The sequence below is a fragment of the Streptosporangium brasiliense genome (assembly GCF_030811595.1).
In the GTDB taxonomy this organism is placed as follows: domain Bacteria; phylum Actinomycetota; class Actinomycetes; order Streptosporangiales; family Streptosporangiaceae; genus Streptosporangium; species Streptosporangium brasiliense.
Genome location: NZ_JAUSRB010000002.1, coordinates 1971067 through 1994934, shown reverse-complemented (window position 1 = coordinate 1994934; position 23868 = coordinate 1971067). Strand labels below are relative to the sequence as shown.

Genomic DNA, 23868 nt, shown 5'->3' with positions numbered 1-23868 from the left:
ACACGCCCAGCCCGGGCGGACTCTTTAACGCTGCCGGACCACCCTGGTCTCATCCCAGATCGGTTCAGGTGATTCGTATACCTTCCCATCCGATCCAAAGACGAGATAGCGGTCGAAGTCGTCGGCGAACCAGCGGTCGTGGGTGACTGCCACCACGGTGCCGTCGAAGGCGTTCAGCCCCTCCTGCAGCGCTTCGGCGCTGGCCAGGTCGAGGTTGTCGGTCGGCTCGTCCAGCAGCAGCAACGTGGTGCCGGACAGCTCCAGAAGCAGGATCTGCAGCCGCGCCTGCTGCCCGCCGGACAGCGTCTCGAACCGCTGCTCGGCGATGGTCCCGGCCAGCTCGTAGCGGGACAGCGCCTTCATCGCCTCGTTCTTCAGCCGGGCGTGCTCGGTCATGACGATCTCGCAGGGCGTCCGGCCGACGAGCTCGGGGCGGGCGTGGGTCTGCGCGAAGTGGCCGGGGACGACCCGGGAGCCGAGCCTGGCCACGCCGGTGTGCCGGACGTCCTCACCGGCGATCAGGCGCAGGAAATGGGACTTCCCGGAGCCGTTGGAGCCCAGCACCGCGATCCGCTCGCCGTACCAGATCTCCAGGTCGAACGGCTTCATAAGGCCGGTCAGCTCCAGGCTCTCGCAGATCACCGCCCGCTTGGCGGTCCGGCCGCCCTTGAGCCTCATGTTGATGAACTGCTCCTTGGGCGCCGCCTCCGGCGGCCCGGCCTCCTCGAACCGGCGCAGCCGGGTCTGGGCCGAGTGGTAGGCGGCGGCCATGGTGTCCATGTATTTGGCCTTCTGCTTGAGCATGAGGACCAGCCGCTTGATCTTGGCGTGCTCCTCGTCCCAGCGCTTCTTCAGCTCCTCAAGGCGCTCGTTGCGGTCCTTGCGGGCCTGGGCGTAGGTGCCGAACCCCCCGCCGTGGATCCAGATGTTGCCGGACTCGACGGTGACGATCCGGTCGGCCGCGTTGGCCAGCAGCTGCCGGTCGTGGCTGACCAGCACCACCGTCTTGGGCGTCTCGCGCAGGGCCTGCTCCAGCCAGAGCTTGCCCGGCACGTCCAGGTAGTTGTCCGGCTCGTCCAGCAGCAGCGTCTGGTCGGGCCCCCGCAGCAGCGCCTCCAGCACCAGCCGCTTCTGCTCACCGCCCGACAACGTGTTGACCCCGCGGTATTTGCAGTCGTCGTACGGCATGCCGAGCGCGGCCATCGTGCAGGTGTCCCAGAGCACCTCGATGTCGTAGCCGCCGGCGTCGGTGTAGTCGGTGATGGCCTGCGCGTAGCGCATCTGCGCCTTCTCGTCCTCGCGTTCCATCATCACGAGCTCGGCGGCGTCGAGCCGCTCGGCGGCCTGCCGCACGCGCTGCGGGGCGACGCTGAGCAGCAGCTCGTGCACCGTCCGCCCGTCGCGGATGCCGCCGATGAACTGGCGCATGATCCCCAGCCCGCCGGAGCTGGCCACGCTCCCCTCGACCGGCTGCAGGTCCCCGGCGATCAGCCGCATCAACGTCGTCTTGCCCGCCCCGTTGGGCCCGACGAGCGCGGCCTTGACCCCGTCGCCGATCCGGAAGGACACATCGTTCAGCAACGGCCGCCCATCCGGCAGTACATACGTCAGATGGCCGACCTCTACGTGCCCCACGGCGATTCCCTTCCCTAGTTCCTCGCGCAGGGTACCTGTCACCATTCCGGCCGGACACCACCTTTTCCACCGCCGAGAACCCGGAGACGTCCACCGCTGAGAACCCGGAGACGTCATTCGGAAGACAACGGGGTGACCGACCGGGTTCCGAAGGGGCCGTTGACCATCGAGACGGCCGAGTCGAACGGCGCCGGGACGTTCCTAGCTGCCTTCCGCCGGCGCGGCTCGCACGACACCTCGTTGCCGCCGGCACGGCAGCGGCCGGCGGCGGGGATCGGGGTGGGCCCGCCCGGGGGGATCGGGGTGGGCCCGCCCGGCCGCGCGGTCGTCAGAGGTCCTCGTCCCGGATCACGTCGAGGTCCATGTAGCGCGGCGGCCCGTCGCACAGCTCCCGCATCCGGTCGGCCAGTTTGCCGGTCTGCGGCAGCTCGCTGTTGCGCATCGCCTCCTCGTAGGACGGGAACCGGACGATGGCGACGTAGTGACCGGGGCGGGCGCGATCGCGGGTGAGGGTCGTGTGCGTGACCGTTCTCCCGCCTCCGGTGGAGTCCCGCCACTCGTCCATCAGGCGCTGGACCTCCTGCTCGTCGGCGGTGTCGAATTCGATGACCTGTATGAAGCTCATGAGGTCCTCCCTGTCCGCGTCCACTACTGAACGACTCCATCTCCGGGAGCGGGTGCGGACAAGCAGGCTCGGGTCAAAACGCGCCCGGCTTTGCATGACTCGGCGGGCGGCCGGCGCTTTCTCCGGTTCTCCTGCGAGAGTCTCCACGCGGGCGTCCCGGTGACCGCGCCGGGGCGTCCGGGCCCCGGCGACGCGTCTCAGCCGCCCCGGTGACGCCGTCCCAGCGCCTCCACGAAATCCCCGAGCAGGCGGGCGAACTCCCGCTGGTCGTGCTCCGGCCAGTCACGCATCGCCGTACCGAAGACCTCTCGCCGGAACCGGTGGACCTGATCGGCCTGCTCGACGCCCAGGTCGGTGAGCTCCAGGGTGCTGCGCCGGCCGTCCGCGGGGTCGGCCACCCGCCGTAGCAGCCCGGCGTCGACGGCCCTGGCGACCAGGCGGCTGGCACGGGGCTGATCGACGCCCATGCGGTCGGCGACGGAGCTCACCGTGGCCGCCTCCGGCCCCTCCTCCACCGCGTCGATCACCGCGAACAGCGCGGGATCCGGATGGCCGCCGCCCGCCAGGCGCTGGATCGCTCGGCGGCTCTGGCTGCGCCGGATCGCCACCATCGCCCGCTCGACGGCCGCGACCGCCTGGGAGTCCTCCATACGGCCACTATACATGTATGAATACATGTTATTGTCAAAATACATGTATCAATCCTGAGGACGGCACCATGGAAGTCTCCGAGATCACCAGCGAGCAGCGCCCCCTGGGCTATTGGATCAAGCAGCTTCACGTCGCCATCGAGCGCTCCCTCGACGACCTGCTCGGCGGGGAGGGGCTGACCCGCCGTCACTGGCAGGTGATGAACGTCATCGCCGCGGAACCCCGCACCCCGGCCGAGCTCGACGCCGCGCTCGGCCCCTTCCTCAGTGCCGCGCAGCCCTCGCTGCTCCCGGTCGCGGAGGAGCTGAGCGAGCGCGGCTGGCTCACCGAGGGCGGGCCGCTCGCCCTCACCGAGGCGGGCACCCGCGCCCACGCCGACCTGCACGACAAGGTGACCGCCGCCCGCGTCCGCGTCACCGAGGGCGTCAGCGCCGAGGAGTACCGGACGACCGTCGACGTCCTGAGCCGGATGACCGCCAACCTCGGCGGCCGGTGACGGTGTGACGGCGGCCTGGAAACCCGGCGCCCCGCAGGAGCTCGGTGCCCCGCAGGGGCTCGGCGCCCGCCGGCCTGGGAGCAGCCGGCGGCGGCGCGCTCCCGGACGCGCTAGTAGCCGGCGGTGAAGCGCTCCCGGACGCGCTAGTAGCCGGCGGTGAAGCGCTCCCGGACGAAGGAGCCCTCCTCCAGGGTGTCGAGAAGGGCGGCGGCGAAGTCCGGGATCGTGATCCGGGTGTCGGCGCCGCTGATCGGAGCGTCGCCGGCCTTGACCCGGTAGGCACCGGTGCGCTCGCCGTCCACGAGGTGGACCGGGGGCGGGCTGGCGTAGGACCAGTCCAGCGCGCCGCCCTGGGCGCGGAGCAGGTCGAGGGCCTCGCCCTGGGCGCGGGCCTCGGCCAGATACTCCTTCGGGAAGTTCGGGCTGTCGACGAACCGCCGCCCCGGGGCCTGCTCCAGGCTGCCGCCGCCGCCCACGACCAGCAGCCGCCTCACCCCGATCCCGGGCAGCACGTCGATCAGGGTCCGGACCGCCGCGGGCACGGTCTCGGGCCCCTTCACCGCCAGCACCACCGCGTCGTGCCCGGTCAGCACCCCCGCGATCGAGCCGCGGTCGAGCACGTCGGCGTCGACCCCGTTCCCCAGCGAGGAGGCGTCCCTGGCGACGGGCGTGACCTCGTGGCCACGGTCGCGGGCCTCCCGGACGACGGCCGAGCCGATGTGACCACTGGCCCCGACAATTGCGATCTTCATCTGCTGCCCTTTCCACCACGGTCGAGGAAGTCGGCGACGGGGGGTGGTCTGCGGCGGCTTCTCTTCAAGTGCGGGATGCCCGGTGTCGACCGGATGCAACTCCGCTCCGGGCACATCCTTCAGGAAAGCCCGCGTGCCTCTTCCGCCCGCGCGCCTTTCCGCCCGGATTCCGCCCGCGCGCCTTTCCGCCCGGGCGGGGACCGCCGCGCCGCCGTGACGGCGCGGGTCACACGTTCCGGGACCGTCCCGCCAGCCGCCGGTGGATCTTCTCCGTGAAGTAGGGGTTGAGCGCGTCGCCGGCGTCGAGCAGCCGCGGCAGCAGTCCGGCCTCGGTCGTCAGGGCGCGGAAGAGGAACTCGACCGTCACCGCGTGGTCCGGCCTGGAGACGACCTCGACGACGTCGCCCGCCTGGATCTCGCCGGGCGCGATGACGCGGAGATAGGCGCCGGGCAGGGCGGCCTCGGTGAACCGCCGGACCCACCCCTTCCGGTCCAGCCAGCCCGCGAACGTGCGGCACGGGATGCGGGCCGAGGTGACTTCGAGGATCAGGTCCGTTCCGATCCGCCACCGCTCGCCGACCAGGGCGCCGTTGACGTCGAGGCCGGAGGTGGTGAGGTTCTCACCGAAGACCCCGTTGGACAGCTCGCGCCCCAGCTCCTTCTCCCAGGTGTCGAGATCCTCACGCGCGTAGGCGTACACCGCCTGGTGATCGCCGCCGTGGTCGCGGAGATCACCGATCGTGTCCCCCGCGACACCGCTGCCCGCCGTACCCATCGGGCCGGGGGCTGCCACGGCGACCGGCCCGTCGGCGGGGCGCTTGTCGATCCCGGTGAGATCGGCGCTGGTGTAGTCGGCGGAGTGCGGATGAGCGAGGTTCACCGAGAGAAGCCGTGACATGTTTTCACCCTATAAGGGGTAAAGCGGTCTCCTGTGTAGGAATTACCGCACCGGGGCCGGACCAGGACGGCGACCAACCCGCCGTCGCCGGCCCGGCACCCATCCGCGCACCTCGGGGCTCACCTGCGTGCCCCCGGGCTCACCTGTGCGTCCCGGGCTTGGGCAGCGGCCTGGGCCGCGGCACCGACCGCGGCGGCATGGGAGCCTGGCGCGGGCGGACCGGCCGGGACCGGGGAATCTGCTGCATGGACGCACCGGTCCAGCGGGGTACGGCGGGCAGGACGGTGAACTCGACTCGCATCCGGTCTCTCTTTCTCATTGTCGCTCTAGGCGTAGTACTCTGTTCGGAGTGGTTTGAACGTAGTACTACATCCAGAGTGGTGTCAAGCAAGATTATTGGGAGATCCGATGCGGCAGAATCCGGCACGGCGGGCGGCGCTCGTCGACGCGGCCATCGAAGTCCTGGCACGCGAGGGGGCGCGCGGCCTGACCTTCCGCGCCGTCGACGTCGAGGCGGCGGTGCCGAACGGCACCGCGTCGAACTACTTCGCCAACCGCGACGACCTGCTCACCCAGGCGGGCGCCCGCTTCTACGAACGGCTGCAGCCCGACGCGACCACCCTCGCCCGGGCCCTGGAGGGGCCGCGTGACCGCGACCGGGTCACGCGGCTGATGCACGAGCTGGTGGGCCGGATCACCGACTTCCGCTCGGGCTACCTGGCCCTGCTGGAACTGCGCCTGGAGGCCACCCGCCGCCCCGAGCTGCGCGCCGTGCTCACCCGCCAGATCCGCGCCGACGTCGAGGCCAACATCGCCTACCACCGGGAGTCCGGCCTGCCCGGTGACGACACCACGGTGGTGCTCCTCTACATGACCCTGAACTGGCTGATCGTGGAGCGGCTCACCCTGCCTGACGTCTTCCCCGGGCAGCAGCTCCACGACCTGATCACCGACGCGGTGGAGCGGCTCCTGCCCCCGGACCCTCCGCACGGCTCCGGGGACCGCCCCTGACGGCCCCGCCGAGACGCGCGCCGTCGGGGTCGCGCCGGGCGAGGTGCTCGCCGCGCCGGTGAAGCCGGTGGAGGGCCGAGCCACGACGGCCGGCGCCGCGTCGCGGGCCGTGGCCGAGGACCGCCTTCGGGCAGGAGCAGGCTCTCACCAAGGAAGGACAAAAGGTGGGAATTGTCCAGAGTGGCCCTGATTGGGCCAGGGAAGTGTCGTTGTGGCCTTCAGGGGGAGGCCGTTTCCACAAGGGGGACCTGCGATGGGGCACATCACCACCGAAGACGGCACCGGCATCTTCTACAAGGACGGGGGCTCCGGTCAGCCGGTGGTCTTCAGCCACGGCTGGCCGCTCAACTCCGACGCCTGGGAGGACCAGATCCGCTCCGTCGCCGAGAACGGCTACCGCGCCGTGGCCCACGACCGGCGCGGGCACGGCCGCTCCAGCGCGACGTGGCACGGCAACGACATGGACACCTACGCCGACGATCTCGCCGAGGTGATCGAGAAGCTGGACCTGCGGGACGTGGTCCTGGTCGGCCACTCCACCGGCGGCGGCGAGGTCGCCCGCTACATCGGTCGCCACGGCACCTCCCGGGTGGCCAAGGCCGTCCTGCTCGGCGCGGTCCCGCCGCTGATGCTGAAGACCGACGCCAATCCCGAGGGGACCCCCATCGAGGTCTTCGACGACATCCGGGCCGCGGTGGAGAAAGACCGCGCGCAGTACTGGAAAGACCTCAGCGTCCCCTTCTACGGCGCCGACCGGCCCGATTCCGACGTGTCGGAGGGTGTGCGCGAGGCGTTCTGGCTGTGGAGCATGCAGGTCTCCCTGAAGGCCGCCTACGACTGCATCAAGGCATTCTCCGAGAGCGACTTCACCCAGGACCTCAAGCGGTTCGACGTGCCGACCCTGATCGTTCACGGGGACGCCGACCAGATCGTGCCCATCAACGACTCGGCCATGAAGTCAGCCGAGATCGTCGCGGACGCGACCCTGAAGGTCTACCCCGGCGCCCCGCACGGCCTGGCCAACATCAACCCCTACAAGGACCGGTTCAACAGCGACCTGCTGGCCTTCATCAAGGGCTGACAGGCCCGCCCGCCGGGCCCTGCACGAGGGCGCCGCCTTACTCCTGGGATCGCGGAAGGACTCCTGGGATCGCGGAAGGCGTGAAACGGCATCCTGGAGTTCCGCAGGACGTTCAGACGCCGATCCGGACCGGCCGGAGACCCGCGCTCCCTCGGAAAGCTCCCTGGAAAGCCCTCAGGAAAAGGCTCCTTCGGAAAGCCCCTCAGGACCCTCAGGAAACCTCAGGACCCTCAAGAAAGGAGCGCGGGCGTCGATCGCCGTCGGGCGTCACCGGCTCACTGACGCTGCCAGAGGGCCGGGACGTAGGGCGGCTCCCAGCCGGGCAGCGCGGTGTGCCGCTGGAGGCACCGGTAGGTGGCGCCGTTGTAGACCGCCTGGTCACCGGCCGCGTAGAGGGTACCGGCGGCCCAGGGGCCGGCAGGTCCCTGGGTGGGCGAGACGGTGGGGGTCGGCGTGGGCGAGACGGTGGGGGTCGGCGTGGGCGAGACGGTGGGGGTCGGCGTGGGCGTCGGGGTCGGGGTCGGCGTGGGGGTGGGCGTCGGGGTCGGCGTCGGGTCGGGGCCGCTGCCTACCTTGACATCGACGCAGTTGTAGAAGGCCATCGCGGTGTCGGCGATGTTCCAGATGGCGAGCACCTTGAGGCGGCCGGTCCGGCCTCCCAGGTTGACCACGTGCGAGACCGTGGAGCCCGGCACCTTGCCCCGGTCGTCGAACACCGCGACGCGGGTGCCGCCGACGAAGTACTCCCACGTGCTGGTGGCGTGACGGGCCTCGATCCGCCAGTTGAAGGTGACCGAGTCACCGACGTTGGTGACCGGCCACGCCTTGCTGTCGTCGTCGAGCGGGGCCCAGCGGGCGTCGCCGCCGCTACAGTTCCGCTGCCCCTTGGGGCCCTCGACGCTGGCCGGCTCCCAGATGATCTGGCCGCAGTTGGCGACCTTCCCCTGGGCGCAGAGTGCCTGCCGGCTGGGAGGGGAGGTGATGTAGCCGTGCGCCAGTGCGGGCGAGGCGACGAACACCACGGACGCGACCGCGATGACCGCCGCCGCTAAGACTCTGATCAATTTGCGCATGTCGTGTTTCCTTCGCTGGGGGGGTGAGACCCAAATATAAAGGAAACTTTACTAACAGTAAATGTCCGTCGGACTCCGATCGTGCCCAGTCACAGGCCGCGGAGAGGCTGCGGCACGGCCCCGTCCGGAGCGGTCCCGGCTCGGCCCTGTCCGGGAGCGGTCCCGGCCGGGCGTCCCCGTCCGGGAGCGGCCCCATCCGGAAGCAGTCCTGTCCGGAGCGGTCCCGGTTGGACGTCCCCGGCTGGAGCGGCCCCGCCCACGGGTGGGCGGGGCCGTCGCCGGGTTCTACCGGGGCGGCGTCGCGTTGGACGCGGCGCCCGGCACCGGGGCGTGACCGGCGGCCCGAGTGGTGAAGGTCACCCGGCCCTGGGTCCGGCTGCGCAGCCGGGTCGCGTAGCCGAACAGCTCGGCCAGCGGCACGGTCGCGGTGACCACCACCGTGCCCGCCCGCGTGGTCGAGCCGGAGACCCGGCCGCGCCGTGCCGCCAGGTCGCCCAGCACCCCACCGACGGCGTCGTCGGGCACGGTGACCGTGACCTCGACCATCGGCTCCAGCAGCAGCATCACGCTGGCGCGCAGTGCCTCCCGCAGCGCGAGCCGGCCGGCCGTCCGGAACGCCATCTCCGAGGAGTCCTTGGAATGGGTGGCTCCGTCGGTCAGCGTGACCCGCAGGCCGGTCACCGGGTGACCGCCGAGGGGGCCCGCGGCCAGAGCGTCCCGGCAACCGGCTTCCACCGCCCGGACGTACTCCCCCGGCACCCGCCCACCGACGACGGTCGAACGGAACACGAAGTCCACCGCGCCGCCGTCGGCACGGACGGCGTCCGGGACGGCCTCCAGCGGCTCCACGTCGAGGACGACGTGGGCGAACTGGCCGGCGCCGCCGTCCTGCTTGACGTGCCGGTACAGCAGCCCGGACACCCCGCGCCCGACCGTCTCCCGGTAGGCCACCTGTGGCCGGCCGACGCTGACCTCCAGCCCGCGGTCGCGACGGACCTTCTCCACCGCGACCTCCAGATGCAGCTCGCCCATCCCCGACAGCACCGTCTGGCCGGTCTCGGGGTCGGTCCGGACCGCCAGCGAAGGATCCTCCTCGACCAGCCGCGCCAACGCCGACGCCAGCCGGTCGGTATCGGTGCTCCTGCGGGCCTCGACCGCCACGGAGACCACCGGATCGGCCACGACCGGCGGTTCGAGGACCAACGGCTCCGCGGGCGCGCACAGGGTCGCCCCGGCGCGGGCCGCCTTCAGCCCGACCACCGCGACGATGTCCCCGGCCACCGCCCGGTCCACCTCCATGTGCCGGTCCGCCTGGACCCGCAGGATCCGGCCGATCCGCTCGGTGCGCCGCGCGCCGGCGTCCAGCACCGTGTCTCCCTTCTCGACCGTCCCCGAATACACGCGCAGGTAGGTCAGCCGTCCGGCGGCGGTCGAATTCACCTTGAAGACCAGCGAGGCGAACGGCGCCGCCGGGTCGGCGGCCCGCTCCCGCACCGTGCCGTCCTGGACGCCGCGTACCGCCGACACCTCCAGCGGCGAGGGCAGGTAGGCCACGACGGCCTCCAGCAGCGGTTCGATCCCGCGGTTGCGGTAGGCCGATCCGCACACCACCACCACGCCCTCTCCGGTACGGGTCAGATCGCGCAGCGCGGCGGCAAGAGTCCCGGTGGAGACCGCCGACTCCGCGCAGAACTCCTCCAACGCCACAGGGTGCAGTCCGGCCACCACCTCCTCAAGGAGCCGCCGGCGACGGTGCGCCTCCTCCCGCAGGGCGTCCGGCACCGGCCCGTCCCTGCCCGTCTCACCGCCGTCGGCCCAGATCAGCGACCGCATCCGCAGCAGATCCACCACCCCGGTGAACCCGTCCTCCCGCCCGATCGGCAGCTGCGTCACCAGAGGGGTCACCCGCAACCGTTCGCGGATCGACTCGACCGCCGTGTCGAGGTCGGCACCGGCGCGGTCCAGCTTGTTGACGAAGGCGATCCGCGGCACTCCGTACCGGTCGGCCTGCCGCCACACCGACTCGCTCTGCGGTTCGACTCCCGCGACGCCGTCGAACACCGCGATCGCGCCGTCGAGCACCCGCAGCGAGCGTTCCACCTCGTCGGAGAAGTCGACGTGGCCCGGGGTGTCGATGAGGTTGATCCGGTGACCGTCCCAGACGCAGCTCACCGCTGCGGCGAAGATGGTGATCCCACGATCGCGCTCCTGGGAGTCGAAGTCGGTGACGGTCGTCCCCTCATGCACTTCGCCACGTTTGTGCGTGGTGCCGGTGACGTAGAGGATCCGTTCGGTGATGGTGGTCTTGCCGGCGTCGACGTGGGCGAGGATGCCCAGATTGCGGATGCCGGTCAGCGGGTCGGTGATATGACGGTGCGGGTTGCCACGCATGCCCTTAGCCCTTAGCTCTCAGCCCTTGGGACGATCGGAACAGGACAGCGCAATTTCCGGACGGAACGACCTGGGGTCAGGCCACGCAGAGATCCATGCTGCGGGACGACCCCGTCGGAGAAACACCCGGCCGGTTGGTCCGACATCGGGCAGCTGAAATCAGGCGTCCGTCACGGACGTCCGGTGCCGACCGCGCAGCCGGTACCGGGGACCAACGAAGACACCAGAATCACCTCGTACCGTGACTGGGGAATGACCACAGCGGTGCGGTAGCGCACAGCCCACTCCCCTCACTCGTCAAGGTGCGCGCCGCGGCGTCGCGGCAGCGCGTTTCATGATGAATGTACTGAAACCAATATGGGCGGGAAACCGGTTTTCTGATCAGCGGCGACGCACGGTCGACCACGGGTCCGGCCGTTCCGGATCGGGCGGGGCCCGCTCCGTCCCGAGCCGCGCTCCCTGAGCACCCGCGGGCGCGGGCCGGCACCTGGCGACGGCGTCAGCGGGATCCGCCGGGCCGGTGACCGTCGCGGGACGGCACGTCGGCGGGCGGCTCGATCCGCACCCGCTCCTCAGGACGGCTCTCAAGGTCGTCGAGTTGCTCGCGGACCGTCTTCCGCAGGTCGTCGTAGTCCCGGAAGGAGTAGTCGTTGAACAGGGTGTAGCCGGTCCACATCAAGTTGGCGCACACCCGCGGCGGCACCCCGCCCGTCGCCACGCCCATGCCGACCAGCGCCACCGACTCGATGCTGCCCGGCTCCTTCTCGTTCTGCATGTGGATGGCCTGGAACGCGGCGGCGCACGCCAGGGCGACGTTCAGCGTCTCGCTCACGTTCTGCACCGACTGCACCATCGTCGGCGTCGAGATCAGGAACTTCGGGTTGATCGCCCCGGACGGTACGCACACGGCGCTTCCCACCGGCAGCGACCCTCCGGACTGATCGCGGATCGCCCGCTGGACGCGCAGTTGGATCCCCGCCCCGAGATATCGCTTGATGACCGCGTCGACCCCGCCGTCCATCCGCCCGCGGGAGTTGGTCGGGCTGACCCAGGCATCGACGTGCTGGTCGAGGATCGACCCCTTGGAGATCTCGACCTCGGGGGTGTCGGCGAACGCCGCCCGCCACGATTGCACCACCTCCGCGTTGACGTCGACCAGCACCACCTTGAGCAGTGGCTTCACGTGCTTGACGGTCATGGCTCACTCCGGGCGCGGGGAGGGGTGTTTCCGGCATCCACGAAGATAGCGCGCCACACCGACAAACCGGATCTTGCTCGGAGATCCGGGAACGATCTGCACGCTCGCGGACGCGCCGACTCCGGGTGGTCCGGGAACGATCTCCACACTCACGGACGCGCCGACTCCGGGTGGTCCGGGCTCGAACCCTCCCGCGGACCAGGCCCTGCGGCGGACCGGCGCTCACGACCGGAGAGCCCACCCACTCCAGCGGATGGGCTCTCGGGTTCTCCGACATCTTCTCCGAGGACATCTCCTCCGAGATCGCATTCGGGATCTTCACACGGCACAATTCCCCCACCTCAACCACCCGTGCCGTCACCGGTACGGCCCGCCGATCCGGAAGCTCACGATGAGAGACGACAACGCCCCCACCCCGCCCGGCCCGAATGACCCGCTGGCCCTCGCCGAACTCTTCAAGGGCGGCGGCGAGCCGTGGCTGCCGCTCCTGAAGCCGGTCATCGAGGCGCAGCCGGCCGCGGCCACGTTCATCGGCCTGGACCGCAGCCCGCAGGTCGTGCCCGTCCGAGAACTGACCTTCCAGGCGCTCAAGCCCAACCCTCCGCACAAGTGGAAGGTCGTCGTCTTCGGCCAGAACCCCTACCCGCGGGCTGAGAGCGCCACCGGCATCGCCATGTTCGACAACGCCTTCCACGACTGGAAGGACAGCCAGTTCGGCAAGGTCATCACCATCCGCTGCATCATCAAGGCGGCGGCGATGTGGAAGCACGGCATCCCCAAGAAGACGCCGATCGCCGACATCCGCGCGCTCCTGAGGGAACACGACACCGTGCAGCCGCCGGAGTGGTTCCAGGCGATGCTCACGCAGGGCGTGCTGCTGCTGAACGCGGCACTGACCGCCAGCGGCGACGGGGCGATGGCCACCGACCGGCACACCGCGTTCTGGCGGCCGGTCGTCGAGAAGCTCGTCGAGGAGATCCTGAGGGCCAAGCAGAACGCCGACGAGCAGGACCGGGGCGTGGTGTTCGCGTGGTGGGGAGTCCACGCCCGCAGCCTGAAAGAGGTCGTACTCCGGCTCCAGAAGAAGTATCCCGAGGTGGAGGTCCGGCACATCGACCACTCCAACCCCGCGGCACAGGGCGACATCTTCTGCGACGGGGACCACTTCGACGCCGTGAACACGGCACTCAGGGAGCTCGGGGCCGACGAGATCGACTGGCTGCCCAGCAAGGGGTGGAACGAGCTCGCGGCGCGGACCGGCGGGACGGACGCGGACACGGCCGACCGCATGGGGGCGTTCATCGCCTCCACGATGGAGCTGCACAAGCTCTACCTCGAACGGCTCGCCGGCGTCAAGGACGAGGGGCTGGAGCTTCCGGCGATCACCGGCGTGTTCGACACCCCGCTCATGGACTTCCGCGAGGCCGTCGCCCCGGTGGCCAAGCTGCTGTCGGGTCTCGACCGGCACATGGAGCAGTCGTACCGGTTCGGTGAGAAGCAGCCGGGTGACGCGGCCGGCGGCCTGTCCGCCGACGAGATCGCGGCCCTCTACCTCTACACGTGCGAGTCGGCGTTCTACCGACAGATCAACGCCACCCTGCGCGACCCGGACCGCACCCGGATCGTCCCGTACCTCCCGTACCTGCGGCTCTTGTTCTCGGCCGTGTCGCGTCTGCCGGCCCGCAAGGAGTCGCTGTGGCGCGGGGTGTCGCTGGACCTGCGAGCGCAGTACCCTCTCGGCCGCACCGTGACGTGGTGGGGCGTGTCCTCGTGTACGTCGGAGCTCAGCGTGGCCCAGGCTTTCCTCGGCCGCCGCGGCAAGCGGACGCTCTTCGAGGTGCTCCCCGTGCGGGCCGTCGGCATCCGCAGCTTCTCCGCGTTCACCGGTGAGGAGGAGTTCATCCTCGCCCCCGGCACGCAGCTCAAGGTGACCGACGTGAAGGTCGAGCGCGGCGGCCTCTACACCGTGAGACTGACCGAGCTGGCCGAGCAGCACCTGGTGGCGTGAGCGGCGGAGGCGCGCCACGGCGGCGCGCCACGGCGGCGCGCCACTCGCGGCGCGCCGCCGTGATTCACGGACTCCGACCACGACGGCGCCCCGCGGGTATCGGTCAGCCGGCGGTCGGTCAGCCGGCGGCCGGAACGTAGGTCAGGTTGAGCACGCCGGTCTGGAACGTCTCGGACTTGACCAGCTTCAGCGGGTGGGTCGGGGTGTCCTCGAACAGCCGCCGGCCACGGCCGACGGCGATCGGGTGGAGGAGCAGGTTCAGCTCATCGAGCAGCCCGTCGGCCAGAAGCCGGCGCACGGTCGTCGCCGAGCCGGACATCTGGATGTCGCCGTCGGTCTGCTCCTTGAGCTCGCGCAGCTTGGCCGTGACGTCACCGGAGACGATGGTGGTGTTGTTCCAGTCCGCCTTCTCCAGGGTGTCCGACACGACGTACTTGCGGGCGTTGTTGATGAACTTGGCGAAGTCCTCGTCCGCGTCCGCCGTCGGCCAGTACGCCGACCACTCCTCGTACAGCTTGCGGCCCATCAGGAACGCCGCCGCGTTCTGCACGCCCGCCCCGATCGCCGCGCCCATCTCGTCGTTGAAGTACGGGAAGTGCCACTGGTCCGGCGACTCGACCACACCGTCCAGCGAGATGAAGAAGTTCGAGACGATCTTGCCCATTGCGGTGCTCCCTTGTCGTTGGGTTACGAGGAGTGGCTCACGATCGCGGCCCGGATCAACCGGCCTCCACGCGACGACCTCCCGTTCGGTGGCGATGGCCGCGACTGGGAGATTAGGCGAGGACGGGCACTCAGGTCTTGTACAGAAGCGACAGCGGCTCCGACGGAGCCCGATCGCTCAACTGCGTGGCGGTCCGCCCGATGTAGCGGGTCAGCGACCGCGCGAGGTGCGGTTGGTCGAAGTATCCGAGCCGGTGGATCACGTCGTGGGCCGGCGTGCCCTCCTGGATCAGGACCGCTGCCTGCCTGGCACGGTCGATCTGCCGGACGGCACCGCGGGTGAGTCCGGTTGTCGCCACGAAGCGCCGCTGGACGGTGCGTTCGGACACCCCGGGCGACGCGCCGCGGAGCACCGCGGCGACGATCGGGTCGCGGTCCAGGACGCCCTCACGCACCATCCGCCGTACGAACGCCTCGGCGTTGTCGTAGTCGGGAGGGTGCCAGGCGGAACCCTTCAGCCAGAACGATCTGCGCGTCACGCCGGGGATCTCCGCAGAACCGTCGACGAGCCGATCGACCGGAAGGTGGGGCATCGAGGTGCCGAGCGAGAAGCTGATACCGAAGAACGTGGCGTCTTCGGGGACGGGGGCCGGACTCGCCTTTGACCCCGGCCCTTGAACGGCGGCGCTGGCCTGACCGCGGTGCTCCCAGAAGACCAGATCCCAATGGGCTGTCGCGATCGACGTCATCCGGTCGACGTCATGGCTGCTGCTCCGCCACACCCGCTCGATGTACGGCGAATCGGACGGTCGACTCTCGACCTCCAACCCCATCCGAGTCATTCCCCCTCGCCCCATTGGCGCTGCCGGCGCCGCCGGGCAGGCAGTGCGGCACGAGACCCGCCAAGGACATCATGTCATCCGGTGAGCCGGCGGCAGCGGACGAGAGCGGCGGCGATGGTGACGGAGAAAACGGAACAGACAAGGTCTCCGACGGAATGTGCCCGTTATCATCTCAGTTGAGCCTCGCCTTTCCATTGAATGCTCTAAAAGTCCGTTGAATGCCCTAAAAGCTCAACAAAAGGACAAATGCCCCATGAGACGATGGGCTGCCCTGGCGGTCGCCGTACTGCTCGCGTCCGTACCGGTCTCCACGGGTCCCGCCGCCGCGCAGGCAGGCGCTCCCGATCCGGCCCGCGCCATCAAGCGGCAGTTCCGGAGCGAGCACGGCGTCCGGATCTCCGAGACCAGCCGCTACTTCTTCGGCGAGAAGTCGACGGTCTCCGGGAGCGGGACCCGGATCAGCGGTAGCCTCCAGTTCGCCCCGTCAGGTCCGGTGGCCGCCGATTTCACCTGGCGGGACCTTCCCCGGCCGGGGACCGAGGGGCTCCCACCCGAGAAGTCGGCCCCCCACCATGTGATCCGCGTCGGCAAGGACGTCTACGACGACGCCGACCAGTATCCCGGGCCGGTCCCGGAGGGCAAGAAGTGGATCCACTTCCCGAACGAACACAGGGGGAGCATGGGCCGGGACATGGCCCGGGACGCCAGCCTGCAGCCGCTCAACGTGTACGACCCGTCCATGATGAAGGCCGTGCTGAAGTGCTCGACGAGCAGGCCCGTCTCCGGCGGCTCCCTTTACCGGGGCACCATGAGTTACAAGGAGCTGAGCAAGATCTCCAGGGATGCCCTCATCAGCTGGACCTCGGGGCGGCCCATCGGTGAGAGGAGCAAGGGGAAGGTCTCCTGGCAGCTCTGGACCGACCGTTACGGCCTGCCCAAGCGCCTGGTCACCACTGACACCGCGGGAGGTGGGAGAGATCCACTGGTCAAGCGGAGCGACACGCGCTACACCGACTGGGGATTCCGTCTCGACATCACCGCCCCGCCCGCCGACGAGGTCATCGACGAAGACGATCTGCTGGATTACGTCCGCGCGCAGAACACGCCCATTCCGATGGACGCCAAGAACACCTGAGGCGCCGTGGTCGGCCGGCACGTTGACGGTCTTCCACTCCTGGGTGCTGACGAGGCGGTACTGAACAGCTTGCGCGCCGGCGGGAAGCCCCTCGAAGTAGCCGCGGACTCTGAAGGTCAACAAGTGCTTCGACACGGTGGTCCGCTCGAAGACGATGGTGGCCCAACGAAGGATCTAGGCAGATCCAGATATGTGCGGACCTGAAGCCGCCTTAGGTTGTCCGCGCTGACTTCTCGATCACGACCAAATACCTAACCCGTCCAGAACAGATACCTCGACCCCTCCCCATGTTCCGGGCATCCCCTCCACCCTGTCCATGATCGAGGGGATGAGCGCCGGGTCGTCAAGTTTGACGTAGTAGTTCTCGTAGTAACCATCCAACGGCCTGGACTTGGCATCGTCACCCCTGCTCTGGGGGCCAGGATTCCTCACGCGCGAAACCAAGGCTTCAACCTTCTTGGACACCCACATGTTATGCGCCTGGTCCGCAAAGTAGATGCGCCTGACGCCTTTCATGCTCCGCAGGAGAGTCTCGATCGCCGCCCGCTCGCCGGCTGTCGCCTTGCCCCGCCCTTTACAGGGCTCCGCCTCGCTGGTGTTACTGCACAGGACGATGTTCACATCAGCCTTGTCCTCCCAGAAAGGAGTGGGTATAACCTTAAAAAATGCGATTCCAGGCAGTGCCTTGATGGCTGAATTGACTGCAGGGGCGTCACTCCACCGATGCAGCCTCCCGCTGAACGTATCCGTCATATCCTTTTCATCTATTATTCCTATCAGGTCAGGAGAGTCCTCCAACATCTCGTCCAGCGCCTCCTTCTTGCTCTTGTAGTGGAGGTCCTTGATCCGGGGCAGCCGCCGGAGGACCTGATCGATCGCGCGTCTCTGCGCCGGAGTCGTTTCCTTGTCTCCACAGGCATCCGAACCGCTGCCTTCGGTGCACAGGAGGATGACGAACTGTCCTCCTTCCGGCCAAGAACCGACCGGGGGCGCGAGGATTTCCGGGAACCGGTCCGCCTCGGCGGCCGAGGTACCGAACAGGAGGACCGTCATCGCAGCAAAAGCGAGAAAGACACGGAACATGAGGCAACTATGTCAGGAAATCCGAATAGACTCCGCACGTAGCTCCCAAAGGCCAATACCGGCAGACGGTAGAGCGGGCTGGTGAGACGCGGCCGTGAAGTCGAAAAGGTCGAGAAGAACAGTCGATGAGCCCTGCGCCGCCGGCGGCTCGACGGGCGGCGCATCAGATCAAGACACTGAAAAGCCCCTGAGACGGCGCCACCCGTCCAGGGGTTTTCCGCCGGAGCGGGTTGCCTGTCCTCAGCCGTTGCGCCGATTCCGGATCACATAGCGGGTGTGGGCCCCGTCCATCCACTCCCTGTCGATCTCCCTGCCCGTCACCCTGCCGACGAGCGCCAGGGCCGACGTGAGGCAGGTCGCCATGGGCGGACTGTATCCGTTGTGGACAAGCCCGATGAAGTCGCCCCACTCGCCGGGGAGGTCCTCCTGTCCGTAGTCTTCTCCGCTCTCCAGCCGGGCCTCCTCCCACGCCCAGTACTCCAGCCACCCCGCCGGCAGTTCGGGATCACTCTCCCAACCGGAGTCACCCAGGTCGAAAAGCAACCCCTGAGCGTAGGGGTCGAGCGCGTGAGGATCACTTCCCCAGCGCTTTCCGGGGACGGTGACGCTGAGCCCCGTGACATGCTCACCGTTGACCGCGTATTCGAGATCACGCGGCCCGTTGATGTCCCAGCGCATCAGCAGCGCCCGCCCGCCGTACGAGAGCTCCCGCAGAGCCCCCTCGCAGCCGAACCCCTGCACCTGGATGATCTGTGTCCAGTCCGCCGTCAGCCGACCGGCCCAGACGACCCCCGCCTCACCGTCGGAAGGCCGCCGCTCACGCATGACATCCATCCACGTGCACTCGACTGAGTCGTCCACGTCCGCGACCGACACCCCCAGCCGCCGGGCGGCCTCCCACACCTCCAGACCTTCCACCCACGCGGCCATGAACCACTCACCCATCCCGTAGGACCGGACGAGATGCCATAGACGCTCCGACCGCCGCATTCCCGCTCCCTGCCCGCTCAGTGCTCGTCCCCGGTCCGCGCCTGCCCGGGGAGAGACCCTTGGCCGCCCACACGGCACTACCCACGGTCCCGCTCCACGTCGTCCGGTCATCAGAACGACCAACCGGGTGGCCTGACACTCGTCATCGGGTCAGCAGCGAAGCTCGGCCGAACGGCATCAGCCGGCGTAGCTCGGCCGCGTCGGCCTGCCTGCCGTACGGCGCGAGCTGGAAGGTCTCCGGCCCGAGGAACTCCGACCAGTGCTTGCCGACGAAGGAACGGCAAGCGTCCATGTCGTCGGCCGGGGGCACCTGGTCCAGGAGACCGCGCTGGAACGGGGCGAACTCCAGGAACTGGGAGGCGTGCGCCAGGCAGGCGTCCAGTTTGGCCTGCGCCACCGGTGCCACGTCCACCACCACGTCGTCCCGGTGCGCGGGGCCGGAGGCGTAGTCGGTCATCAGCAAGCAGACCGGCTGCCGTTCCAGGGCGGGCTTGCCGCACTCGACGTTGCGCACGGTGACAAGCTCCACGGCCTGCTCGGCCAGCTTTCCCGCGGCCCGGTTGTCCGGGTGACCGGCGCCGTCGCCGTGCAGGGCGATCACCAGGTCGGGCCGCCAGGCGCGGATCTCGCGCATCAGTCTCAGGCGCAGCTCCACGGTCGGTTCGAGAAGGCCGTCATGCACGTCGAAGATCTCGTAGTCGACCACTCCGAGAGCGTCGGCCGCGCGCCAGGCCTCCTCCGCTCGGCGGCGGGCCAGCGGAGCCCGTTCGAGCTCGTGGTGCCCGGCGTCGCCGTTGGTGAGCGTCAGGAACTTCACCGCGTGTCCCGCCCCGGCCAGCAGGGCGGAGGTGCCGCCGGCGTAGAGCTCGGGTTCGTCGGGGTGGGCAGCGATCACCAGGGTGCGCAACATCTCTCAGCTTTCGTTGACGGGGCCGGTACGGCCTGCCGTACCGGCGTGGAAGACCTGTTCACGAGCCAGGTCGAGGGCGTGGCGGACGGCGCCTTCGAGCACGGCGTTACCGCTGACGCGACTGACGGCGACGGTGACGGGTGCGAGGCCGGTGGGGGCCAGGAGCTCGGCGACGCGGATGCGCAGCGGCTCGCCCGCCGCTGTGCAGAGGGGACCGCCGAGGACGACGCGGCCGGGGTCGAGCACGCCCACGGCCGCGGTCACGCCGAGCGCGACACGTTTGGCGACATCGTCGAGGAACCCGACGGGAAGCTCGGCGCGGAGGAACCGCGTGACCGCGCGGAGGGTCGGCTCGACGTCCGCTCCGTGCGCCTTGGCCAGCTCGGCCAGCGGGGCCGCACCGAGCAGCGCGCCCAGCGGACCCCCGTCCGGCCCGTAGAGCCGCCCGCGGCTCACCGGATCGGGCACGATCACGGAGCCGACCTCGCCACCACGTCCGGTGACCCCGCGCCACAGGGCATCGTTGAGCACGGCCCCGGCGCCGACCCCGTTCCCCACCCAGAAGAGCACGAAGCTGCTCCCCGTGTGCTCTTCCAGCTCCCGGATCGCGACGAGGTTGACGTCGTTCTCCAGCCGGAAGCGCTCGGTGCCCAGCCGCTCGCGCAGGTCGCCGAGGTCGTCGAGGTGCGACCAGCCGGACAGCTGCACCGCCTGGCGCAGCCGGTGACCTCCGGCGTCGACGACTCCGGGCACGCCCAGCACGATCTGGTCGAGGTCGTCGAGCGTGACCCCGGCGTCGTGGGCCGCCGCCTGCACCGCCTCGGTCAGGAACGTCACCGCGTCGGTGCCCTCGCCGGGGGCTTCGGCCTGGTAGCCGCCCCGGACCTCGCCGGTGAGGTCGGCCACCGACACCTCCACGGCGCGCGCCGTCAGATCCAGCCCCGCGACCCAGGCGGCCGAGCCGTTCAGCCCCCACAGTTGGGCGGCGGGGCCGGCGTTGCCGGGTTTGGTGCCGGCCTTGCGCACGAGGCGCCCGTTCTCCAGGCGGCGCAGCACCTCGGCGGCGGAGGCCTTGGAGAGCCCGGTGTGGACCTCGAGCTCGGCGCGGGTGAGCGGACCGTGCCGGAGCAGCAGCTCCAGGGCCGCTCGTTCGTTGAGCGTGCGGAAGACGGTGGGGTTTCCGGTGGACACTACTTCACTGCTCCTGACGTCAGCCCGGACTGGATGTGCCGCTGGAAGAAGATATAGGCCACCACGACCGGCAGGACCGTCATGCTGAGCGCCGCGAACAGCGCCGGCCAGTCCGCCTCATACCCGGCAATGGTCGAAATGTCCGCGATACCTTGCGTGATGACCCAGTTACTCTTGTCCCCGGGCAGCAGCACCAGGGGCAGCAGATACTGGTTCCACTGGCCGAGCACGTTGAAGATGGTCAGGCTGACCATCCCGGGCTTGGCCATCGGCAGCATGACCTGGAAGAAGGTCCGTGTGTACGAGGCTCCGTCGATCATCGCCGCCTCGGCGACCGCGTCCGGCAACCCCCGGAAGAAGGAGGTGAGGAAGAAGACGGTGAAGGGCAGCGAGTACGCGATGTAGACCAGGATCAGCCCGACGTGCGTGTTGAGCAGCCCGAGCCCGTCGACGACGAAGAAGAGCGGCACCAGGGCGAGGAAGACCGGAAAGGCCATGCCCGACACGAACAGGAAGTAGATCAGCCGGTTGCCGGGGAATTTGAAGCGGGCCAGCACGTAGGCGGCCATGGAGCTGAGCAGCATGGTGCCCGCGACGCCGAAGAAGACGACGACCACCGTGTTGAGCAAGTACCGACCGACGCTGGCACGTTCCCAGGCCCGCACCCAGTTGTCCCAGCGCAACTCACCCGGCAGTTGCAGGGCGTCACCGAAGATCTCGCCGTTGCTCTTGAAGGAGGCCAGCAGCGTCCAGATCAGCGGGGCGATGATGAGCAGCGCCCACACCGCCAGGACGGCCTGCGAAAAGCCCCCGAAGACTTTGCGGCCCATGTCAGTAGACGATCCTCTCGCGCCTGGTGACCCGCATCGTCAGAGCGGCGAAGGTGAGGGTCAGGAAGAACAGCGCCACGCCGAGCGCCGAGGCGTAGCCGAACCGCGAGTAGCCGAAGGCGTTCTTGTAGATCTCCGTGGCCAGCACCGTGGTCGCGCCGTCGGGTCCGCCCTGTTCCATGGACAGCACGTTGACCAGGGCGAAGCCGTCGAAGGCCGCGATGCCGAGGTAGATCCAGCCGACCTGGACGGTCTCCCAGAGCAGCGGCAGGGTGACGGAGAAGAACATCCGCGCACGGCCCGCGCCGTCCAGGGAGGCCGCTTCGAAGATGTCCTTCGGTATGGCGGCCATTCCCGCGGAGAAGAGCACGACGTAGAAACCGACCGCCTGCCAGACCATGACGGCGATGATCGACCAGAGGGCGAGCCGCTGGTCGGTCAGCCATCCGACCGGTTCGCCCCCCAGCCTGACGAGAGCGCCGTTGATCACACCGCTGGAGTCGGGGCGGTAGACGGCTTTGAACAGCACGCCGACCACCGCCACCGCGAGCACCTGAGGCAGGAAGAAGACGACCCGGTAGAAGCCGGAGCCCTTGACCCCGGTCATCGTGCCGCCGCGTGAGCCGCCTGCCGCGTTCAGCAGATAGGCGAACAGCAGCGCGAGGGAGACGGTGGCCAGCGGCATGGTGACGAGCAGGACCAGGTGGTTGCGGAGCGCCTGCCAGAAGGCCTCGTTGCCGAACATCCGCTGGAAGTTGTCCAGCCCGACGAAGTCGAGCCCGGCCGAGACTCCGCGCCAGTCGGTCAGCGCGATCTGGAACGCCTGCACGTACGGGCTGATCACGAAGACGGCGTAGAGGAGGACGGGGAGGAGCAGGAACCCCGCGACGAAGCCGTGCCGCCTCATCGGTCAGACGCTCCGGGTCTGCTTGGCGATGGAGGAGTCGGCCTTGAGCTCGTCCGCCTTCTTCTGCATGTTCGCGCAGAACTGGTCGGGAGTGGTGCGACCGGCCATGACCGAGTTGGTCTGGGTCTGCCCGTAGTCGAACAGCTCCTTGTACCAGGTCTCGAAGCGGGCGTCGGTGATGGTGTTCTTCCCGGCGGCCTCCTGGGCCTTGGCGGCGCTGTTGACCGCCGAGGTGAGCTGCAGGCCGTCCACCAGGCCGTTGACGATGGTGAGGTTCTTGGTCATCTCGGTGTAGCCGCGCGCGCCCTCCTTCGAGAGCATCATGCGCAGGTACTCCAGGCCGCCCTGCGGGTTCTTGCCCTTGGCGGCGACGAAGAATGCCTCGGAGACCCCGATCATGATCGCTTCGTACGGCAGGGCGTCCGCGGAGGTGATGCTGGGCACCGGTGCGATGGCGTACTCAAAGGTGTCCGGCCTGTCCTTGGCCATCTCGTTCTCCAGCCAGGAGCCGCACGGGTAGAACAGGACCTTGTCCTGCAGGTGCTTGACCTGGGTCTGCGTGTGGTCGAGACCGAAGTAGGCCTTGTCCCCGTAGTCCTTCTGGATCTGCGCCCAGGCGGCGACGGCCTGCCGGACCGGCTCGGCGGTCCAGGCGCCGTCGGCCAGGTTGTCGATGTCGATGATGACCTTGTTGCCACCGATCTTGGCGGCGCTGTAGATGAGGTTCCACAACTGGTAGAACGGGCCGACCTGGCCGGGGTAGGCGAACAGGGTGATCCCCGCCTTCTTCGCCTCCTCGCCGAGGGCGTTGAACTCCGCCCAGGTCCTGGGGACCGACCAGCCCTTGGCCTCGAAGAGCTTGGCGTTGTACCAGAGGGCGCGATGGGCGACGGTGTACTGCAGGACCCGCGGCACGCCGTCGATCAACGAGTTCTCGTAGGCGCCGCCGACGAGAGTGTCCTTGACCTTCTTGTCGGGGAAGGCCAGGGAGGGGGCCTCGAAGAGCGGGGTGAGGTCGGCCAGGTGTCCCTCCTGGACCAGCGACTGCAGGTCGAGCGCCTCCGGCCCGGAGTTGTTGACCACGTCGGGCACGTCACCGGCGATGAAGCGGGGGCGCAGCTGGGTGCCGACCTTCTGCGTGGCGACATGCTTGATCTCGGCCTGCGGGTAGGCCTTGCGGTAGGCGGCCTCATGGAGGTCCACGGCGTACTTGTCGCCGTTGCCGCCGCTGAAGATGACGACCTCCAGCCGCCGGGCGGCGTCCACCCCGAGCGGGTTGTTCGCGGAGGTCGCGGCGGCGGAGGCGGTGGGGCCGGGGGCGGCGTCGCGACCGGCGGTGACGCAGGCGGCGAGGGGGGTGGCGAGCGCGGCGAGACCGAGCCCGCGCAGAACGTCGCGGCGAGTAGGGGACATGCTTCCTCCTGGACGCTAACCGTCCGGATACCTTCCAGACGGTTAGCGGCTGACTATAGGTCGCGGTTCCGTTACCCGTCAAGGA

Annotated in this window: 22 protein-coding genes; 5 read left to right on the top strand and 17 right to left on the bottom strand. The window is 69.2% G+C overall.

Annotation, left to right across the window (positions count from 1 at the left end; genetic code table 11):
* Positions 1-24: 24 nt before the first annotated feature.
* The 3 genes from J2S55_RS18000 to J2S55_RS17990 form a co-directional block, all read right to left on the bottom strand.
* Positions 25-1635: an ABC-F family ATP-binding cassette domain-containing protein gene (locus J2S55_RS18000; protein WP_306875465.1), complete on the bottom strand. Its 1611-nt coding sequence runs from the start codon at positions 1633-1635 to the stop codon at positions 25-27.
* Between the two features lie 328 nt (positions 1636-1963).
* Positions 1964-2260, bottom strand: a complete 297-nt coding sequence (locus J2S55_RS17995) for a hypothetical protein (protein WP_306862088.1) — start codon at positions 2258-2260, stop codon at positions 1964-1966.
* Positions 2261-2457: 197 nt separating this feature from the next.
* On the bottom strand, positions 2458-2910 hold the full coding sequence (locus J2S55_RS17990) for a MarR family winged helix-turn-helix transcriptional regulator (protein WP_306862085.1): 453 nt from the start codon (positions 2908-2910) through the stop codon (positions 2458-2460).
* A 68-nt stretch (positions 2911-2978) separates the two neighbouring features.
* Between J2S55_RS17990 and J2S55_RS17985 the strand changes: the two genes are divergently transcribed.
* Positions 2979-3407: a MarR family winged helix-turn-helix transcriptional regulator gene (locus tag J2S55_RS17985; protein ID WP_306862082.1), complete on the top strand. Its 429-nt coding sequence runs from the start codon at positions 2979-2981 to the stop codon at positions 3405-3407.
* Positions 3408-3550: 143 nt separating this feature from the next.
* Here J2S55_RS17985 and J2S55_RS17980 read toward each other — a convergent pair whose 3' ends face one another.
* Positions 3551-4159 (bottom strand): NAD(P)-dependent oxidoreductase, encoded by a 609-nt coding sequence (locus J2S55_RS17980; RefSeq protein ID WP_306862078.1) that lies wholly within the window; start codon positions 4157-4159, stop codon positions 3551-3553.
* A 226-nt stretch (positions 4160-4385) separates the two neighbouring features.
* Positions 4386-5057 carry an MOSC domain-containing protein gene (locus J2S55_RS17975; RefSeq protein ID WP_306862075.1) on the bottom strand — a complete coding sequence of 224 codons (672 nt, stop codon included), beginning with the start codon at positions 5055-5057 and terminating at the stop codon, positions 4386-4388.
* 408 nt (positions 5058-5465) lie between these two features.
* Between J2S55_RS17975 and J2S55_RS17970 the strand changes: the two genes are divergently transcribed.
* Together J2S55_RS17970 and J2S55_RS17965 are read left to right on the top strand one after the other, a co-directional pair.
* On the top strand, positions 5466-6068 hold the full coding sequence (locus tag J2S55_RS17970; protein ID WP_306862073.1) for a TetR/AcrR family transcriptional regulator: 603 nt from the start codon (positions 5466-5468) through the stop codon (positions 6066-6068).
* Positions 6069-6321: 253 nt separating this feature from the next.
* Positions 6322-7149, top strand: a complete 828-nt coding sequence (locus J2S55_RS17965) for an alpha/beta fold hydrolase (protein WP_306862071.1) — start codon at positions 6322-6324, stop codon at positions 7147-7149.
* A gap of 275 nt (positions 7150-7424) precedes the next feature.
* Here the strand turns inward: J2S55_RS17965 and J2S55_RS17960 are convergent, their stop codons facing one another.
* From J2S55_RS17960 to J2S55_RS17950, 3 genes are all read right to left on the bottom strand, one after another.
* Complete coding sequence (locus tag J2S55_RS17960) at positions 7425-8222, bottom strand: lytic polysaccharide monooxygenase (RefSeq protein WP_306862068.1); 798 nt, start codon at positions 8220-8222, stop codon at positions 7425-7427.
* A gap of 285 nt (positions 8223-8507) precedes the next feature.
* Positions 8508-10613 carry an elongation factor G gene (fusA, locus tag J2S55_RS17955; RefSeq protein WP_306862065.1) on the bottom strand — a complete coding sequence of 702 codons (2106 nt, stop codon included), beginning with the start codon at positions 10611-10613 and terminating at the stop codon, positions 8508-8510.
* Positions 10614-11112: 499 nt separating this feature from the next.
* Positions 11113-11811 (bottom strand): macro domain-containing protein, encoded by a 699-nt coding sequence (locus J2S55_RS17950; RefSeq protein ID WP_306862062.1) that lies wholly within the window; start codon positions 11809-11811, stop codon positions 11113-11115.
* A 391-nt stretch (positions 11812-12202) separates the two neighbouring features.
* Between J2S55_RS17950 and J2S55_RS17945 the strand changes: the two genes are divergently transcribed.
* On the top strand, positions 12203-13819 hold the full coding sequence (locus tag J2S55_RS17945; RefSeq protein ID WP_306862060.1) for an ADP-ribosyltransferase domain-containing protein: 1617 nt from the start codon (positions 12203-12205) through the stop codon (positions 13817-13819).
* 118 nt (positions 13820-13937) lie between these two features.
* On the opposite strand, the gene J2S55_RS17940 is transcribed toward J2S55_RS17945, so the two are convergent.
* Positions 13938-14483 (bottom strand): dihydrofolate reductase family protein, encoded by a 546-nt coding sequence (locus J2S55_RS17940; RefSeq protein ID WP_306862057.1) that lies wholly within the window; start codon positions 14481-14483, stop codon positions 13938-13940.
* A gap of 130 nt (positions 14484-14613) precedes the next feature.
* Positions 14614-15315 (bottom strand): helix-turn-helix domain-containing protein, encoded by a 702-nt coding sequence (locus J2S55_RS17935; protein ID WP_306862054.1) that lies wholly within the window; start codon positions 15313-15315, stop codon positions 14614-14616.
* A gap of 262 nt (positions 15316-15577) precedes the next feature.
* Between J2S55_RS17935 and J2S55_RS17930 the strand changes: the two genes are divergently transcribed.
* Positions 15578-16459, top strand: coding sequence for a hypothetical protein (locus J2S55_RS17930; protein ID WP_306862052.1), 882 nt, complete (start codon positions 15578-15580; stop codon positions 16457-16459).
* Between the two features lie 237 nt (positions 16460-16696).
* On the opposite strand, the gene J2S55_RS17925 is transcribed toward J2S55_RS17930, so the two are convergent.
* The 7 genes from J2S55_RS17925 to ngcE all read right to left on the bottom strand — a co-directional run bounded on the left by J2S55_RS17925 (position 16697) and on the right by ngcE (position 23783).
* Positions 16697-17542 (bottom strand): permease-like cell division protein FtsX, encoded by an 846-nt coding sequence (locus J2S55_RS17925; RefSeq protein WP_306862049.1) that lies wholly within the window; start codon positions 17540-17542, stop codon positions 16697-16699.
* 240 nt (positions 17543-17782) lie between these two features.
* A complete protein-coding gene (locus J2S55_RS17920; protein ID WP_306862046.1) occupies positions 17783-18532 on the bottom strand; it encodes a DUF6461 domain-containing protein in 750 nt (249 codons plus the stop codon).
* Positions 18533-18674: 142 nt separating this feature from the next.
* Positions 18675-19442 carry a PIG-L deacetylase family protein gene (locus J2S55_RS17915; protein WP_306862043.1) on the bottom strand — a complete coding sequence of 256 codons (768 nt, stop codon included), beginning with the start codon at positions 19440-19442 and terminating at the stop codon, positions 18675-18677.
* 3 nt (positions 19443-19445) lie between these two features.
* The gene (locus tag J2S55_RS17910) at positions 19446-20633 is read right to left on the bottom strand and encodes an ROK family transcriptional regulator (protein ID WP_306862040.1); all 1188 of its coding nucleotides are present in this window, start codon (positions 20631-20633) and stop codon (positions 19446-19448) included.
* The gene (locus J2S55_RS17905) at positions 20633-21463 is read right to left on the bottom strand and encodes a carbohydrate ABC transporter permease (protein ID WP_306862038.1); all 831 of its coding nucleotides are present in this window, start codon (positions 21461-21463) and stop codon (positions 20633-20635) included. Before J2S55_RS17905 ends, J2S55_RS17910 begins: the two co-directional genes overlap by 1 nt.
* 1 nt (position 21464) lies before the next feature.
* A complete protein-coding gene (locus J2S55_RS17900) occupies positions 21465-22370 on the bottom strand; it encodes a carbohydrate ABC transporter permease (RefSeq protein ID WP_306862036.1) in 906 nt (301 codons plus the stop codon).
* Positions 22371-22373: 3 nt separating this feature from the next.
* Positions 22374-23783 (bottom strand): N-acetylglucosamine/diacetylchitobiose ABC transporter substrate-binding protein, encoded by a 1410-nt coding sequence (gene ngcE / locus J2S55_RS17895; RefSeq protein ID WP_306862034.1) that lies wholly within the window; start codon positions 23781-23783, stop codon positions 22374-22376.
* Positions 23784-23868 lie beyond the last annotated feature (85 nt).

Bases quoted from the DNA above. Each gene is read 5' to 3' on its own strand.
- J2S55_RS17995 (WP_306862088.1), bottom strand. From the start codon at position 2,260: ATGAGCTTCATACAGGTCATCGAATTCGACACCGCCGACGAGCAGGAG.
- J2S55_RS17990 (WP_306862085.1), bottom strand. From the start codon at position 2,910: ATGGAGGACTCCCAGGCGGTCGCGGCCGTCGAGCGGGCGATGGTGGCG.
- J2S55_RS17985 (WP_306862082.1), top strand. From the start codon at position 2,979: ATGGAAGTCTCCGAGATCACCAGCGAGCAGCGCCCCCTGGGCTATTGG.
- J2S55_RS17980 (WP_306862078.1), bottom strand. From the start codon at position 4,159: ATGAAGATCGCAATTGTCGGGGCCAGTGGTCACATCGGCTCGGCCGTC.
- J2S55_RS17975 (WP_306862075.1), bottom strand. From the start codon at position 5,057: ATGTCACGGCTTCTCTCGGTGAACCTCGCTCATCCGCACTCCGCCGAC.
- J2S55_RS17970 (WP_306862073.1), top strand. From the start codon at position 5,466: ATGCGGCAGAATCCGGCACGGCGGGCGGCGCTCGTCGACGCGGCCATC.
- J2S55_RS17965 (WP_306862071.1), top strand. From the start codon at position 6,322: ATGGGGCACATCACCACCGAAGACGGCACCGGCATCTTCTACAAGGAC.
- J2S55_RS17960 (WP_306862068.1), bottom strand. From the start codon at position 8,222: ATGCGCAAATTGATCAGAGTCTTAGCGGCGGCGGTCATCGCGGTCGCG.
- fusA (WP_306862065.1), bottom strand. From the start codon at position 10,613: ATGCGTGGCAACCCGCACCGTCATATCACCGACCCGCTGACCGGCATC.
- J2S55_RS17950 (WP_306862062.1), bottom strand. From the start codon at position 11,811: ATGACCGTCAAGCACGTGAAGCCACTGCTCAAGGTGGTGCTGGTCGAC.
- J2S55_RS17945 (WP_306862060.1), top strand. From the start codon at position 12,203: ATGAGAGACGACAACGCCCCCACCCCGCCCGGCCCGAATGACCCGCTG.
- J2S55_RS17940 (WP_306862057.1), bottom strand. From the start codon at position 14,483: ATGGGCAAGATCGTCTCGAACTTCTTCATCTCGCTGGACGGTGTGGTC.
- J2S55_RS17935 (WP_306862054.1), bottom strand. From the start codon at position 15,315: ATGGGGTTGGAGGTCGAGAGTCGACCGTCCGATTCGCCGTACATCGAG.
- J2S55_RS17930 (WP_306862052.1), top strand. From the start codon at position 15,578: ATGAGACGATGGGCTGCCCTGGCGGTCGCCGTACTGCTCGCGTCCGTA.
- J2S55_RS17925 (WP_306862049.1), bottom strand. From the start codon at position 17,542: ATGTTCCGTGTCTTTCTCGCTTTTGCTGCGATGACGGTCCTCCTGTTC.
- J2S55_RS17920 (WP_306862046.1), bottom strand. From the start codon at position 18,532: ATGCGGCGGTCGGAGCGTCTATGGCATCTCGTCCGGTCCTACGGGATG.
- J2S55_RS17915 (WP_306862043.1), bottom strand. From the start codon at position 19,442: ATGTTGCGCACCCTGGTGATCGCTGCCCACCCCGACGAACCCGAGCTC.
- J2S55_RS17905 (WP_306862038.1), bottom strand. From the start codon at position 21,463: ATGGGCCGCAAAGTCTTCGGGGGCTTTTCGCAGGCCGTCCTGGCGGTG.
- J2S55_RS17900 (WP_306862036.1), bottom strand. From the start codon at position 22,370: ATGAGGCGGCACGGCTTCGTCGCGGGGTTCCTGCTCCTCCCCGTCCTC.
- ngcE (WP_306862034.1), bottom strand. From the start codon at position 23,783: ATGTCCCCTACTCGCCGCGACGTTCTGCGCGGGCTCGGTCTCGCCGCG.